This window comes from Halanaerobium sehlinense (genome assembly GCF_055379485.1).
The window spans coordinates 1460641-1474376 of the sequence record NZ_AP042442.1 but is presented as its reverse complement, the minus strand read 5'-3'; the positions used below and the strand labels follow the sequence as shown (position 1 = coordinate 1474376).

Annotated in this window: 17 protein-coding genes; 5 read left to right on the top strand and 12 right to left on the bottom strand. The window is 32.3% G+C overall.

What is annotated here, in order from left to right; genetic code table 11:
• The first annotated feature begins 14 nt into the window (after positions 1-14).
• Both ACZ446_RS07065 and ACZ446_RS07060 read left to right on the top strand, forming a co-directional pair.
• Positions 15-647: a tetratricopeptide repeat protein gene (locus tag ACZ446_RS07065; protein ID WP_464391886.1), complete on the top strand. Its 633-nt coding sequence runs from the start codon at positions 15-17 to the stop codon at positions 645-647.
• Between the two features lie 43 nt (positions 648-690).
• Entirely contained in the window at positions 691-1323 is a 633-nt protein-coding gene (locus tag ACZ446_RS07060) for a uracil-DNA glycosylase (RefSeq protein WP_464391885.1), read from the top strand.
• A gap of 164 nt (positions 1324-1487) precedes the next feature.
• Here ACZ446_RS07060 and lexA read toward each other — a convergent pair whose 3' ends face one another.
• Positions 1488-2111, bottom strand: coding sequence for a transcriptional repressor LexA (gene lexA, locus ACZ446_RS07055; RefSeq protein WP_464391884.1), 624 nt, complete (start codon positions 2109-2111; stop codon positions 1488-1490).
• Between the two features lie 163 nt (positions 2112-2274).
• On the opposite strand from lexA, the gene yneA reads away from it, so the two are divergent.
• The 3 genes from yneA (at position 2275) to ACZ446_RS07040 (ending at position 4514) form a co-directional block, all read left to right on the top strand.
• Positions 2275-2616 carry a cell division suppressor protein YneA gene (gene yneA, locus ACZ446_RS07050; RefSeq protein WP_464391883.1) on the top strand — a complete coding sequence of 114 codons (342 nt, stop codon included), beginning with the start codon at positions 2275-2277 and terminating at the stop codon, positions 2614-2616.
• A 159-nt stretch (positions 2617-2775) separates the two neighbouring features.
• Positions 2776-3432 (top strand): YneB family resolvase-like protein, encoded by a 657-nt coding sequence (locus ACZ446_RS07045; RefSeq protein WP_464391882.1) that lies wholly within the window; start codon positions 2776-2778, stop codon positions 3430-3432.
• 128 nt (positions 3433-3560) lie between these two features.
• Entirely contained in the window at positions 3561-4514 is a 954-nt protein-coding gene (locus tag ACZ446_RS07040; protein WP_464391881.1) for an L-lactate dehydrogenase, read from the top strand.
• Positions 4515-4921: 407 nt separating this feature from the next.
• Here ACZ446_RS07040 and ACZ446_RS07035 read toward each other — a convergent pair whose 3' ends face one another.
• The 11 genes from ACZ446_RS07035 to ACZ446_RS06985 form a co-directional block, all read right to left on the bottom strand.
• A complete protein-coding gene (locus tag ACZ446_RS07035; RefSeq protein WP_464391880.1) occupies positions 4922-5425 on the bottom strand; it encodes a flavin reductase family protein in 504 nt (167 codons plus the stop codon).
• 151 nt (positions 5426-5576) lie between these two features.
• Complete coding sequence (gene trpB, locus ACZ446_RS07030; protein ID WP_464391879.1) at positions 5577-6785, bottom strand: tryptophan synthase subunit beta; 1209 nt, start codon at positions 6783-6785, stop codon at positions 5577-5579.
• Positions 6786-6873: 88 nt separating this feature from the next.
• The gene (locus ACZ446_RS07025; protein ID WP_464391878.1) at positions 6874-7578 is read right to left on the bottom strand and encodes a LamG domain-containing protein; all 705 of its coding nucleotides are present in this window, start codon (positions 7576-7578) and stop codon (positions 6874-6876) included.
• A 73-nt stretch (positions 7579-7651) separates the two neighbouring features.
• A complete protein-coding gene (locus ACZ446_RS07020; protein ID WP_464391877.1) occupies positions 7652-8245 on the bottom strand; it encodes a DNA-3-methyladenine glycosylase in 594 nt (197 codons plus the stop codon).
• A gap of 33 nt (positions 8246-8278) precedes the next feature.
• Entirely contained in the window at positions 8279-9505 is a 1227-nt protein-coding gene (locus tag ACZ446_RS07015) for a M28 family metallopeptidase (protein ID WP_464391876.1), read from the bottom strand.
• Positions 9505-10092, bottom strand: coding sequence for a DUF6144 family protein (locus ACZ446_RS07010; protein WP_464391875.1), 588 nt, complete (start codon positions 10090-10092; stop codon positions 9505-9507). The genes ACZ446_RS07015 and ACZ446_RS07010 overlap by 1 nt, the downstream gene beginning before the upstream one ends.
• A gap of 33 nt (positions 10093-10125) precedes the next feature.
• Entirely contained in the window at positions 10126-11061 is a 936-nt protein-coding gene (locus tag ACZ446_RS07005) for a hypothetical protein (RefSeq protein WP_464391874.1), read from the bottom strand.
• A 118-nt stretch (positions 11062-11179) separates the two neighbouring features.
• A complete protein-coding gene (locus tag ACZ446_RS07000) occupies positions 11180-11587 on the bottom strand; it encodes an ASCH domain-containing protein (protein ID WP_464394381.1) in 408 nt (135 codons plus the stop codon).
• A gap of 349 nt (positions 11588-11936) precedes the next feature.
• A complete protein-coding gene (locus ACZ446_RS06995) occupies positions 11937-12728 on the bottom strand; it encodes a thymidylate synthase (RefSeq protein ID WP_464391873.1) in 792 nt (263 codons plus the stop codon).
• A gap of 1 nt (position 12729) precedes the next feature.
• Complete coding sequence (locus ACZ446_RS06990; protein ID WP_464391872.1) at positions 12730-13239, bottom strand: dihydrofolate reductase; 510 nt, start codon at positions 13237-13239, stop codon at positions 12730-12732.
• Positions 13240-13351: 112 nt separating this feature from the next.
• Positions 13352-13681 (bottom strand): tRNA-binding protein, encoded by a 330-nt coding sequence (locus ACZ446_RS06985; protein ID WP_464391871.1) that lies wholly within the window; start codon positions 13679-13681, stop codon positions 13352-13354.
• Positions 13682-13736: the final 55 nt, after the last annotated feature.

Below are 13736 nucleotides of genomic sequence, written 5' to 3'. Positions count from 1 at the left end.
TATTCTTGAAAAAAATGATTTTAATCGTCTCTATAATTATAATTTTCATAACAGCTTTTTCCTTAAGTTCGGCAGCTGAATCAAAGTATAATTGGGAAGAGTTGATTGAGACTACTCAGGCTCAGCTTGAACAGAATAAAAGTGATATTGTTTTAAATTACACTCTGGCAGTAGCATATGCTAATATTGGAGATATTGAAAATTCATATAGGATTATAGATGTTTTCGGCAGCAGTGTGAGTCGGCAGGATTTTAACGCTGCTGTTTCTCCATATTTAGAGGATTGGCAAAATTATATTGATTATGATAATTTATTGCTGTTAAATTATGCTGCCTTTAGAGAGGTAATAAATAAAAACTATCAGGAAGCTGTTTCATTATTTGAATATATTTTTGAAATAGACAGCAATAACTTATGGGCCTTAAATCACGCTGCTGCTGCTTTAGTAGAGATTAAAAAATATGATCAGGCTTTAGATTATGCTAATCAGGCACTGTCAATGCAGGAAAATGAGTATTCTCATTTAATTAAAGGTTATGCATTTTATGAGAATGGGAATTATGTTAGAGCAATTTTAGAGGCTGCTAGTGCCAGAAAATTATTTAAAGCTCTGGCGGATGAAGAATACCAGGATTTTATAGAATAATTAATAGCATAAAATTGAGCTTTGATCTAACGGGAGGAATCTGATGTTATTTGACCAGAATGGAGATTTTAAAATACAGCAGTTATTTTCTTATCCTAATGATAATTATAAAAATTTAAAGGAAGAAGCCCTTAAGTGCAGTCGATGTCAGCTTCGTGAAAAAGCCAATGGAGTTGTAATGGGAGAAGGAAATTTAAATAATAAAATTATGCTCATTGGTGAAGGACCAGGTGCTAATGAAGATCGTCTGGGAAGGCCTTTTGTGGGACGAGCTGGTAAATTGATGGATAAAATGCTGGCCACTGTCAATTTAAAAAGAAAAGACCTTTATATTACAAATGTTATTAAGTGCAGGCCACCCGGGAACAGAGTTCCTCGTCAGAATGAATTTGAAGCCTGTGTCTCAATCCTGCGTTCAGAAATTGAGTTAGTTCAGCCCAAAGTAATTGTTACACTTGGTTCGACTGCTACTAAATATTTGATTAACCCTGAAGAATCAATTACTAATGTTCGTGGTAAATGGTTTAAAAGGGGAGATTTATATATTCTGCCAACCTTTCATCCTGCCTATTTATTGAGAAATGAAAAGATGAAAAAATACAGCTGGCATGACTTTAAATTAATAAAAAAAGCCGCTGATCGAATAAAAGAATTATCCAACAGCGGGAAATTATAATTTTAAAAATCAGATTATGTTATTTGTTAGAAATTATATTTAAAAAAATAATAAAGTATCATTTCATTTGGCTAAGCATTAATTTGCTTAGTTTTTTTAATTGCAAATAATTAAGCTTTAATCAATTAGTAATCTACTGAAAGACTAATTAGTTAGATATAATTTTAATCAAACTTTCTAAAAAGGCCAGTAACTTTACCAAGTATCACAACATTTTTAGAAATAATTGGTTCATAGGCTGGATTTTCAGGCTGTAATCTAATATGGTCTTCTTCTTTAAAAAAGCGCTTTACTGTTGCTTCATCATCCAGAAGGGCAATGACAATATCATTGTTTTGAGCATAACTCTGTTTTTCTGCAATTACATAATCACCATCGTGAATACCTGCCTCAATCATACTATCACCACTTACTTTAAGCATAAACAAATCATTGTTACCCACCTTTAGATAGCTTAAAGGAAGAGGGAAATAATCTTCAATATTTTCTTCCGCCAGAATAGGGGCACCTGCAGTTACTTTACCTACTACCGGGATATTAATCATTTCTTTATCAGTTTTATTTTCCTGATCATTATTATATATAACCTCAATAGCCCTGGGTTTAGAAGGGTCTCTGCGTAAGTAGTCAAGCTTTTCTAGAGTTTTTAAATGACTGTGAACAGAAGCAGGAGATTTTAAGCCAACTGCTTTTCCAATTTCACGCACAGAAGGGGGATATCCCTTAGATTTTATTTCATCTATAATAAATTGTAAGATACTTTGCTGCCTTTTAGATAGATCTTCCATAATAATTCCTCCATTCTTATTTTCTTTTATTATAACATAAATCTTAATAATAGACAAACAATCGTTCAAATAACACTTGACAATGAACATACGTACTGCTATAATATAAATACAAACAGTTGTTTAGTACAGATGTTTATCAAATAAGTGGGAGGGATTATTTATGAATGGTTTAAATTCTTATACTATAAATTATCAGGGGGTTAAAACAAAAAATAAAGTTGGGAAATCGGTATTTATTAAAATTTTAGCTGCTTTGATTGCTATTTTAGCTTTAAGTATTATATTAATAGCACTGTTTTCACTAATTAGTTCCGGTCAAAACAGCAATAACTTCATAAATCATGAGATAAAAAATGGAGAATCTCTCTGGTCAATCGCCTCACAATATTATAATAAAAGTAATGTTGATTTAAGAAAAGTTATTTATAAAATTAAAGAAATAAATAACATAGATTCAGCTGTAATTAATCCAGGGCAGGAACTAATTATCCCATTGAATTAATCAATAGAGATCAAAATTTGTATTTAAATGATTGTAAAGCAGAGAATATTGCTGTTTTGCAATCATTTTTTCTTTTGTTATACTTAATACTGCACATCATTAAATTAAAATATTTAATTTACCAGGAAGCTAACAGATTATTAGAAAGGTTGATAATTTATGAAAAAAACTATTATTTACACTAGAGTAAGTACTCAAAAAGAAAGTCAGAGTACAAGTTTAAAAAGACAAAAAGAAGAACTTTTAAGTTATGCTTTAGAAAATGAACTTAAAGTTATAAAAACTGTAGAAGAAAAAGAAAGCGGCTTCAATGAGAGCAGGCCGGGGATTATAGAAGTTTTAAACTTAATTAAAAAGAGAAAAGTTGAAATATTATTGGTTCAGGACAGCAGCCGTTTAGGTCGAGGTAACGCTAAAATGGCTTTAATCCATCAGGTAGAAAAAATGGGAACTCAAATACATACTTTAGCTGATAAAGGTGCTATTGCTCTAAATGATTTGGAAAAGATGATTTTAGAGATACTGGCAGTAGTAGAAAATTATCAGCAGGAACTAAGAAACCAAAACATAAGTAGAGCTATGAAGAAAAAAATAGCCGAAGATAAATTTAATCCTGCAGCCAATTTAAGTAATATTGATCAGGGCGGTCGAGATCGTAAAGAAGTTCCCTTAAAGGAAATTATTCGATTAAGAAAGTTGGATTTAACTTTTAAGGACATAGCAGCAACTCTTAGAGGATTGGGCTATGATGTTTCAAAATCAACTGTACATCGGAGGTATCAGGAATATAAAAAGAAAAATGAAATTGTCTTATAATTTTGTATCTCATTATAAATATTCATTTCACAGCTGTAAAATATTTTACCTTTTATTCTTAAACAAAATGATATACTTAAAAAGGTAAAGGCAAGAATGAATACTAAAATTTTAAGAGGTGATATAAGATGAATAATAAAATAAATCCCAATAAGATCGCCGTCATTGGAGCTGGTGGAGTTGGAGCAACAACTGCTTATGCTCTGATGGTTCAGGGGGTTGGTTCAGAAATAGTACTGATAGATGTTAATAAAGATAAAGCTGAAGGAGAGGCAATGGATTTAAGACACGGTGCTTCTTTTGTCAATCCGGTTGACATCTATGCAGGTGATTATAAAGACTTAGCAGATGCAAAATTGATAATTATTACAGCAGGTGCAGCACAAAAGCCGGGAGAAACCAGACTTGATCTAATCAAGAAAAACGCAGGAATTTTCAAAAATATAATACCATCTATAACTAAGTATAACCAGGATGGAATACTGCTGGTTGTTACAAATCCTGTTGATATTTTAACTTATTTAACTTATAAAATATCAGGATTTCCCGCTAATAGAGTTCTGGGATCAGGAACAGTACTGGACAGTTCTCGCTTTAGATCATTGTTAAGTAAAAATTGTGGAGTTGCTGCAAGTAATGTTCACGGTTATATTATTGGTGAACATGGTGATAGTGAAGTCCCTGTCTGGAGCTTAACAAATATTGCAGGAACTCAAATAGATAATTATTGTCCAATTTGCAGTAAAACATGTAAAGATAATGAACTTGAAGAAATAAGTAATCAGGTTAAGAACGCAGGTTATGAAATTATTGAAAAAAAGGGTTCAACTTTTTATGCAGTAGCACTTGCAGTTTCTAGAATAGCCAGAGCTATTTTAAGAGATGAGAATGCAGTTTTAACTGTTTCATCATTGATGGAAGGATATTATGGAGTTGAAGATATGAGTTTAAGTTTACCAACTCTGATTAATTCTAATGGAATTAAAAAAGTTTTAGAGCTGCCGCTGTCTGCAGATGAAGAAAAAGCTTTTAAAAAATCAGCAGAGCATTTGAAAGAAAACATTAAAGAAATAAATATTTAGTTTTTTTGATTGCATCGGGTGTATAAAAAAGATTAGGCATCCGATGTTTTAATTTTTTAATATCCCAAAAACTTAAGTTAACTTAAGATATGAGATATAAAAAGTAATAACCATTAGACTTCAGATTTCTAGATAATAACACAAATAAAATTTAACACTTAATAAAACTTCGTAAAATAACAATTTTACGAAGTTTTTACTTAAAAAAGCTAGTTTTCACTAAAATGGACTGAAATCAGCAATTTTTATCTTTTATTACTACTTTTGATAAAGCCTCATAAATTAAAAAGCTGATCAAATCCCCACTTAAGTGAAAACTTTTTGCTTCTAGAGCCTCTGCTTTTTTGCATTATTATTTAAAATTGCAGTTGAGCTAGCTTCTAACTCTTCTAAAAAATAAATTAAAATTATTCTTCTCTATAAACTGCAACAACTTCTCCATAATAAAATGTATGCATATCTCTATCTGGATATTTCTTTTTTAAAATATCATCATCTAAGTTTTCTTTCAGCATATCCTGCTGGTATTTAATCTTACAGATAAAATGCAGATCATTTCCTTTAATAATTGGAACTTCAGATTCTTCAACTTCTGCCAGTTCTAAATTCAACTCTTCAAATTTATTATAGTCTCTACCTGACTTAGTTCCGCAAAATTGAAGTTCTTTTTTCAGCTGACCCTTTAGCGGTACACTGACTGTAAAATAATCACTGTTTTCAATTAACTGATGTGTATGCCTGGATTTCCTGACTGGTGCCATTAAAATATTTTGATTCCAGATAAAACCTGCAGTTCCCCAGCCCATTGTCATTGTATTGATTTCTTCACCATCTTTTGTAGTTAAAAATACTCCTGTGGGTAAAATTTCATTATAATCATTTAAAACCTGATTAAAATCTATTTTTTTCACCTTTACCACTCCAATTAAATTTTTATTAAATATATATGTAATTATATGAAAGTATAAAAAAGCTGAATATCACTATTGAGAAATATTCAGCCTTTATTTGAAATTTATTATTATATCATTATTTTAATAATTTGATAAATTTATATTTTAATTATTTTAAGTTACCATTTTCATGTAGATCTTTAATTTGAACTACATCTTTATCTCCACGTCCAGATAAATTTATAATAACAATCTGATCTTTATCTAGTTCAGCAGCTACCTTCATTCCACCTGCAACAGCATGAGCACTTTCTAGAGCCGGAATAATTCCCTCTTTTTCTGATAATAAGTGGAAAGCATCTAAAGCTTCCTGATCATTTGCTGTTGTGTAATTAGCTCTACCTGAATCTTTAAGATAACTGTGTTCTGGACCAACTCCAGGATAATCTAGACCGGCTGCTATAGAATGAGTGTGTGAAACAACATCACCATCATCATATAAAACATAGCTTTTAAAACCGTGCAGTTCTCCAGGCTTACCATAAGTTAGTGGAGCTGCATTTTCTCCAGGCTTATCACCTTTACCACCCGGTTCAATACCTAGAATGTTTACCTCTTCGTCATCAACAAAAGGAGCAAATAGGCCAATTGCATTACTACCTCCACCTACACAGGCAACTATGTAATCTGGTAGTTTACCTTCTTTTTCAAGGATTTGTTTTCTGGCTTCCTTACCTATAATTGACTGAAATTCTTTGACCATAGTTGGATAAGGGTCTGGTCCAACTGCAGATCCTAACATATAGAAGGTATCATCTGCATTCTGAACAAAGTCTTTTAAAGCTTCATCAACTGCATCTTTTAATGTTGCATCACCAGCTGTTACTGGTCGTACTTCAGCCCCTAAAAGTTTCATTCTAAATACATTTAACTCCTGGCGTTTAATGTCAACCTCACCCATATAGACAATACAGTCCATATCAAATAACGCACAGGCAGTTGCTGTTGCTACACCATGCTGGCCAGCACCAGTTTCAGCAATAATTCTTTTTTTACCCATTTTTCGGGCAAGAAGCGCCTGTCCAATACAGTTGTTTATTTTATGAGCACCAGTATGGTTTAAATCTTCACGTTTTAAATAGATTTTTGCTCCTCCAACTTCTTCAGTTAGGCTTTTAGCAAAATATAACGGACTGGGTTTACCAACATAATCTTTAAATAGATAGGCTAGTTCATCTCTAAAATCTTTTTCATCTTTGATTTCATAAAAAGCTTCCTTCAAGTCTTTTAAAACTTCTGATAACTCTGGTGGAACTATACTGCCGCCAAAATCACCAAAAAAACCGTCTCTCTTCTCTTCTCTACTCTTCTTATTCATTCTCTCATCCTCCATCTCAAATTTTTTGAATTTAATAAAAGTTTAGCAGAAATACTGCCAGCTGTCAACTCAATCAAAGATTTCAAATTTAAAAAGCTACTTTTCGAATTTCATCTCTAGTTAAAATTTGATCCCAGATCATAAGTTCATCAATAGTTAGCTGGAAAAAATTATCTGCTGCATGGTTTTCAGCAAGTCTAATAAACTGATCAGCATCTTTGGGGTTAATATTATTAGTAGAAATAGAGCTGAAATTTTTGTTTTGATCTGCTAGATACAAAGAAACACTTTCGGTTTCTGCATTCCAGCTGACTGCAGTAAAAATCCATTTATTAAGGGGAATACCTATACCACCATATACATCTCTGCTCCCTGCTGAAACTGATAAAAGTGGCTGTTTATTTCTATTATCTATGACAATTGATCTGGCAAAACCGCCATCACTGTTTGTAAATAAAGTGATAGTTGCAGAAATTTCGTCTATTTTAAACCAGAAAGCAGCAGTAAACTGTGGCATTTTTGTGGGATTAATATTAACAGGTAATGTCACAGAATCTTTTTTTTCTGTAAAAATTAGAGCAGAATTTTTATTTCCAAATCTATCTTCTACACCTCTTTTTTTATCTAAATTTTCACCATGTAATTGGTGAGGTCCCTGATCAAGTAGATTTCCATCTAAAGGGTAATGGGCATAAATTTTTTCAATTATCTTGTTGGTCTGAGCTGCAGCTAGAAGAGAAAAATTAATCAATAGTAATACTATAAACAAAACAGATACTATATTTTTGAACATTTTATTCACCTCTTTAAGTTTGCCTAAAACCAGCTGTTGTCACCCGCTATTAAACTCTTTTATATCCTTTAGTTTATGATCTTGAAATATATTTATTATTTTTGATAAAAAAGCGCCATTTTTTATCCTTATACTCTTCAGCATAGTCAATATTTACCCTGGTAGAGCTTTCAATCTCAAATTTTTCTATTTCAGCATCAGTTATATATAATAGATCACTTTTGACTAAATTACAGCTATCTAGATTTTTATCAATTTTTAAAGCCTGCGACAATTTTCCAGGTCCATTTGTTAAATTTTCGGTTTTGCTGCTTTTAAGCTGACGGTTTTCCTTAATATGATTTAGTCCTTCTATAGGTTCAACAGCTCTGATCAAAACAGCATGCGGGTTGTTTTCGGCAGCCGTTACGACATTAAAACAGTGATACATTCCGTAAATTAAATAAATATAGGAGTGGCCTCCTTTTTTAAACATAGGAGCTGTGCGTTTGGTTTTCTTATTATTTTGTGCATGAGAGGCTTTGTCCTCTGCTCCACAGTAGGCTTCAGTTTCCACAATTTTAACCTTGATAGTTTTACCATTATATTTTCTAACAATAATTTTCCCCAGCAGTTCTTTTGCTGCCTGCACTGCATCTTTTTGATAAAATTCCTGTTTTAAGCGCAAAATTTGACCCTCCAATTCAAGTCCAATAATCAGTTAAATTTTTCTAACAAATTGGTTTAAAGCTTCAGCTATTTCAACTATTTTATGAGCATCAACAATTTCTAAATTATCCTTTTTTGTATGAGTTATTTGCTGAGTGTTAATATTATCAATAAGCCATTTTGAAGAAATAGCTACTGCAGGGACTCCATACTGCAGAAAAATACTGTGATCTCCCTGGACCCATTTACTTCCATTAACAAGGCCAGAATAAGATTTTACTATCTCATCAACTATCTTTTCCAGTGCCGGGGCTAAACCAAAGGTGGAAAATGAAGTCTTACCATCTTTATAAGCTGCACCGTCTATGTTGATATTTAATAAAATGTTATCAAAATTATCCTGATTTGCTTTTATATATGCCATTTGTCCGGGAACTGAATAATAATCCTCTCCGTTGAAGGCTACAAGTTCAATCAGTTTATCACCAGCATAATCCTTAAGAAGTTCAGCCAGAATTAAAAGTACAGCAACACCTGTTGCATTATCGATGGCCCCAGGACTACCTTTTTTAGCATCTATATGAGCTGTTACAACTATTCTCTCAGAAATATTTTCCTGAAATTGATTTTTATCTTTAACTCCAATTACATTATAGCCCGGGCCAGCAATTCTTTTAGAGTCAGATATAAGCTTAACAAGCTCTACTACATGTTCAAGCAGTTTTCTGCCACTTTCAGCTGTCAGATAGACCGAAGGGATATCAAAATCTCCATCTTCTATTAGAGGAAAGGGATAAACTCCGCCAGCAAGAGCTGCGTTTCTTTCAGTTGCAGTAATTATTGCTTTTGCACCACTTTCTTCTAATAATGAAATAATTTTTTGATGCTCTTCTGGATTATAAAAGACAAAATTTTTGGGCATCAGCTGTTCTTTAGCTATTTTACCATATAAAAGCAGTATTTTATCATTAAAATTACCATTTTCAAGTTCTTCTATACTTGAGACGGCGTTAAGTTCAGCCTTTTCATTACAGCCTAAGGAATAGGGACTGACAAAAACTTCAAATTTTTCTGAATCGACTTCTAAGCTGGCACCTTTATTTTCCCAGTCAAAGGCATCAAACTTTTGTATATTTGTCTGCCAGCCCAGTTCTTTGAGTGTATTATAAAAGAATTTTGTTGCTTTTCGGTTGCCGGCACTGCCGACAGAGCGGTCCTTAACTTCCTTACAAAAATAATTAAGATAGTTTACTGTTTTTTGATATAATAGCTTATCCATCATCCATCCTCACTCTTTTCATTATTTTTTAAATCAATATAAATCAACCACTCACATTTATCATCACCAGCGTAAATAGAGTTTAATAATTCTATCTCATTAATTTTAAAGACTGTACTGAAAAATTCTGACATGTGGCCAACACTGCAGCTGCAGTAATTTGTATTTTCTCCAAATTTACTTCCTTTGTTTATTAATCCGCAGATACACTTTGTTCTGCTGACAGTGATTAAATTCTTTTGCTCATTAAATTCTATTTTCGTGTTATATTGAGCTTCTTTTTGATTTAAGTTATAGAAAAAGTCTGGAAGTGAATTTGATTCATCCCAGATATTCTGAACAAATTTAGACCATGATTTTCCGCAGCATTTTGCTCCACACTCAAAGAAAACCTCTTTGGTATTTTTTTGACCAATAATATTTTCCATTCTTTTGATCACAGTTTCAAGATATATATTTTGTTCAGCTTTTTTAAGTTCAGTAAAAGTAGAAGAATCAAATAATATCTCTTCCATCTCTTTTTCATAGCCTAATTTCCTCAAATTTTTAGTGATCCTGCCAAAGCGACCTGTTTCCTGATATTTCATAATAATTCCCTTCTTGAAAAAATTGATGAACGATTATTTTTCTATTCTACCGTAGTTATCAAGGGTAGTTAAAATTTCTAGGGTCCAGTTACCCTGCCATTCTTGATAGGCTTCTTTAAGATCTGTCTGATAGAAGCTCTCTCCCCAGGGTGGTTTGACAAGTGTATCCTTGCTGTTTTCAATCCATTCAACATAAAAACCAAGGTTAGCCTCTATTTTAGATTCACTAACCCCAAAACTTTCCTTTTCTGGAGCTGGAACGAAATCCAGAGGAAGTGGTACATATTCCTGCCATTTGTCCTGAGCATAGACTATAAGCTGTTTAATTCCTTCAGCAATCTCAGCTTTCAATTGGGATTTTATATTAGAGTCCACTTCTTCATACAATTTTAAATAGCAGTAAATTTCATTTTCTGATTCATATTTGTCCGTTTGTTTAATATTATTAACTGCCTGATCTATTAGAAGATCTAAATCAAGATTTGTAACATAATCGCTGTAACGTAAAAGATAAGCTAATATTTCAGCTGAAGGATTCCCCCAGCTTTTATCAATTACTGTCATTTCAGCTTTTTCATCGTAGTGCCACCAGGGTGTGTGAGGATAATCATTAACTTCTTTTCTGACTGCATACCAACCTTTTCTATTTTGATTATAACTTTTTTCAAGATAAGAAATTGCCTTTTTGATCATCTCTTGAGCATAGCTATTTTTATCAAGATTTATTAAATATCTTAAAGCTATAGAGGTGGCCATTGGTGTTGAAAGGGGTAGCCTAAAGTCAGGCTCGAGTGCATTACCAAAGCCTCCATCTTTATTTTGATATTTTTTAATTTCTCTCAGCAGTTTTTCTGGCTGAGCATGGTCAAAATGATAGTTAAAACGCTCTTTATCTAATGGTCTTGCTTTTTCTTTAAGATTTTTGGTAATAATTTTAAAGCTTTTATTATTTAGTTTTAGCATCTGCATCTAATCCCCCCATAAGGTATCATTTCGTTTTCTAATTAAATTATATCTTAAATTTCAGAAAAATGCATAAATTTTTTCCAGGTGAATAACCGGATCAGGTAGTTCAACTTTATCAAATTCACCTTGCAGTTTCTATTAGTTCAAAAAGTTCTACAATTAGTTTTGTTTCGTCAGTGAGATTTTTATCTTTAATTGTTTCATTCCAGGCTTTTCGATGATCGTCCTGAAATTTTTTTATATCATTTCCATCTCCCTCGCCATTTACCAATCTCAGATCAGGATCACCAAACTTAGTTTCAAAAATATCCAGAATCCGAATATTACATTTAGGAATACCTTCGTTATTTTCAACTGTTACAATTTTACCTTTTGTTTTATATAATTCTTTTAATTCTGCATCACTATACTCAATTTTAAAACTGCAGGTTGCTGTTTTTTCTCCATTTATGATCTGATTAATTAACATTTCGCCTATTCCATTATCTCCTTCCCAGCCAAAGATTGCCTTGTCAGGATAAACTTTTATTTTATTTTTCATTTATATTTTTCTCCTTTTTATTTAATGTTTTGATAAATTTTTTTCTTGTAAATATGCTGCCATGACCAGGATAAAATCTTTGATAATTATAGGTTTTTATTTTCCTCCAGCTTTCAATTAACTGTTTTTTATTATTGGCAAAAGGAGGATATACATAAGGAGCTTGGACGTCAATTAGGAAATAAAAGAAAATATTAACTTCGCAAAATTCTTACTATTTTTAGAATTAAAATATTTTCTGCTTAAGTAAAGAAGGAATTAAATATTTTTGTATAAGAAGCCTGGCAGTATTTTCATCAGCCAGGCTGTTAATATTTCTTAAAGATAAAATGATCTCTTAAACTGAAACCTCTCCTTTAATAGTAGGATGAGGATCATAACCGATCAGTTCTATATCTTCAAAGTCAATCTCAAAAATGTTATCAGTGTCTTTATTAATTTTAATCTGGGGCAGAGGCCTTGGTTCTCTGCTCAGCTGTTCTTTGATCTGATCAAAGTGGTTTTGATAAATATGTACATCTCCACCGGTCCAAACAAAATCCCCAACCTCAAGTCCTACTACATGAGCAATCATATGGGTTAATAAGCTGTAGCTGGCAATATTAAAAGGTACTCCTAAGAAAGTATCACAGGAGCGCTGGTATAATTGGCAGGATAATTTGCCTTCAGCTACATAAAACTGAAATAGTAAATGGCAGGGTGGTAAAGCCATCTTATCTAAGTCTCCTACATTCCAGGCATTTACTATTAATCTTCTGGAATGAGGATTTTCTTTGATCTGTTCAATTACTTGAGAAATTTGGTCTATTGTGCCCTCTCTGCCTTCCCAGCTGCGCCATTGATGGCCGTATACATTACCAAGATCTCCGTTTTCATCTGCCCATTCATCCCAGATATGTACGTCATTATCGTTTAAATATTTTATATTGGTATCTCCCTTTAAAAACCAGAGCAGCTCATAAGCAACTCCCTTCCAGTAAACTTTTTTAGTTGTCATTAAGGGAAAACCGTCCTGTAGATTAAATCTTAACTGATGACCAAAGATACTTCTTGTTCCTGTTCCTGTTCGATCCTCTTTATCCACTCCGTTTTCTAAAATATACTGACACATTTCTAAATACTGCTTCATTTTAATCACTCCTGGTAATTTTGTTTTTTCGCTGATAAACATGATAAGAATATGAGTACGGATTATTTTTATCTGTCTTACCTTTTTCCTCTGATACTTTTCCCCAATTTTCCCAGTCGATATCCGGGAAATAAGTATCTCCAGAAAACTCATTCTCGATCATTGTTAAATAAAGCTTATTACTGTAGGGTAAAAAGAGCTTATAGATTTCTTCTCCCCCAATAATAAATGCCTCTTTTTCTGTATTTAAAAACTTTTTTAATATTTCTGCCTCTGAATGAACGATTAAACACCCTTCAGCAGAATAATTTTTATTTTTTGTCATAATAATATTGGTTCTACCCGGTAAGGGCCGGGCCAGAGATTCAAAGGTTTTTCTGCCCATGATTATTGGTGATCCCATAGTAATTTTTTTAAAATGCTGCAAATCTGCTGGTAATCTCCAGGGCATATCCCCTTGATTTCCAATTAATTGATTTTCATCCATTGCTGCGATAATTGATAAACTCATTCCAACACCTCATTTAACTTTATTAAATATAACTACATCTATACTTTATCATAAGTTTTCCCATTTTAAAATATTAAATTCAAATTAGAGTGATATTCATTTAATCATCTAATCACCCCAGTCTTGAACCAAGTTTTACCTCCTGTTCTGGTTCAATTAAAACTACTCCTTTTCCACTGTAAACACCAAGAACCAATACTTCTGACATAAAATCAGCAATTTGTTTAGGTGAAAAATTAACAACTGCAAGAACCTGTTTACCAATTAAATCTTCAATTTGATATAATTCGGTAATTTGAGCACTGGATTTTTTTTGACCAATGTCTTCACCAAAATCAAGCCAGAGTTTATAAGCAGGATCATTAGCCTTTTCAAAATCTTCTGCTTTAATAATTTTTCCAACTCTAATATCTAATTTCATAAAATCTTTAAATTTTGCCATTTGATAGTTCCTCCCGTTTTTTAAATTTAAAACTAAACGTAGTTAAAGGGCTGCA

What these genes read in the sequence shown, in the direction of transcription:
- ACZ446_RS07065 (WP_464391886.1), top strand. Translation starts at nt 15, where the DNA reads ATGATTTTAATCGTCTCTATAATTATAATTTTCATAACAGCTTTTTCC.
- ACZ446_RS07060 (WP_464391885.1), top strand. Translation starts at nt 691, where the DNA reads ATGTTATTTGACCAGAATGGAGATTTTAAAATACAGCAGTTATTTTCT.
- lexA (WP_464391884.1), bottom strand. Translation starts at nt 2,111, where the DNA reads ATGGAAGATCTATCTAAAAGGCAGCAAAGTATCTTACAATTTATTATA.
- yneA (WP_464391883.1), top strand. Translation starts at nt 2,275, where the DNA reads ATGAATGGTTTAAATTCTTATACTATAAATTATCAGGGGGTTAAAACA.
- ACZ446_RS07045 (WP_464391882.1), top strand. Translation starts at nt 2,776, where the DNA reads ATGAAAAAAACTATTATTTACACTAGAGTAAGTACTCAAAAAGAAAGT.
- ACZ446_RS07040 (WP_464391881.1), top strand. Translation starts at nt 3,561, where the DNA reads ATGAATAATAAAATAAATCCCAATAAGATCGCCGTCATTGGAGCTGGT.
- trpB (WP_464391879.1), bottom strand. Translation starts at nt 6,785, where the DNA reads ATGAATAAGAAGAGTAGAGAAGAGAAGAGAGACGGTTTTTTTGGTGAT.
- ACZ446_RS07025 (WP_464391878.1), bottom strand. Translation starts at nt 7,578, where the DNA reads ATGTTCAAAAATATAGTATCTGTTTTGTTTATAGTATTACTATTGATT.
- ACZ446_RS07015 (WP_464391876.1), bottom strand. Translation starts at nt 9,505, where the DNA reads ATGGATAAGCTATTATATCAAAAAACAGTAAACTATCTTAATTATTTT.
- ACZ446_RS07010 (WP_464391875.1), bottom strand. Translation starts at nt 10,092, where the DNA reads ATGAAATATCAGGAAACAGGTCGCTTTGGCAGGATCACTAAAAATTTG.
- ACZ446_RS07005 (WP_464391874.1), bottom strand. Translation starts at nt 11,061, where the DNA reads ATGCAGATGCTAAAACTAAATAATAAAAGCTTTAAAATTATTACCAAA.
- ACZ446_RS06995 (WP_464391873.1), bottom strand. Translation starts at nt 12,728, where the DNA reads ATGAAGCAGTATTTAGAAATGTGTCAGTATATTTTAGAAAACGGAGTG.
- ACZ446_RS06990 (WP_464391872.1), bottom strand. Translation starts at nt 13,239, where the DNA reads ATGAGTTTATCAATTATCGCAGCAATGGATGAAAATCAATTAATTGGA.
- ACZ446_RS06985 (WP_464391871.1), bottom strand. Translation starts at nt 13,681, where the DNA reads ATGGCAAAATTTAAAGATTTTATGAAATTAGATATTAGAGTTGGAAAA.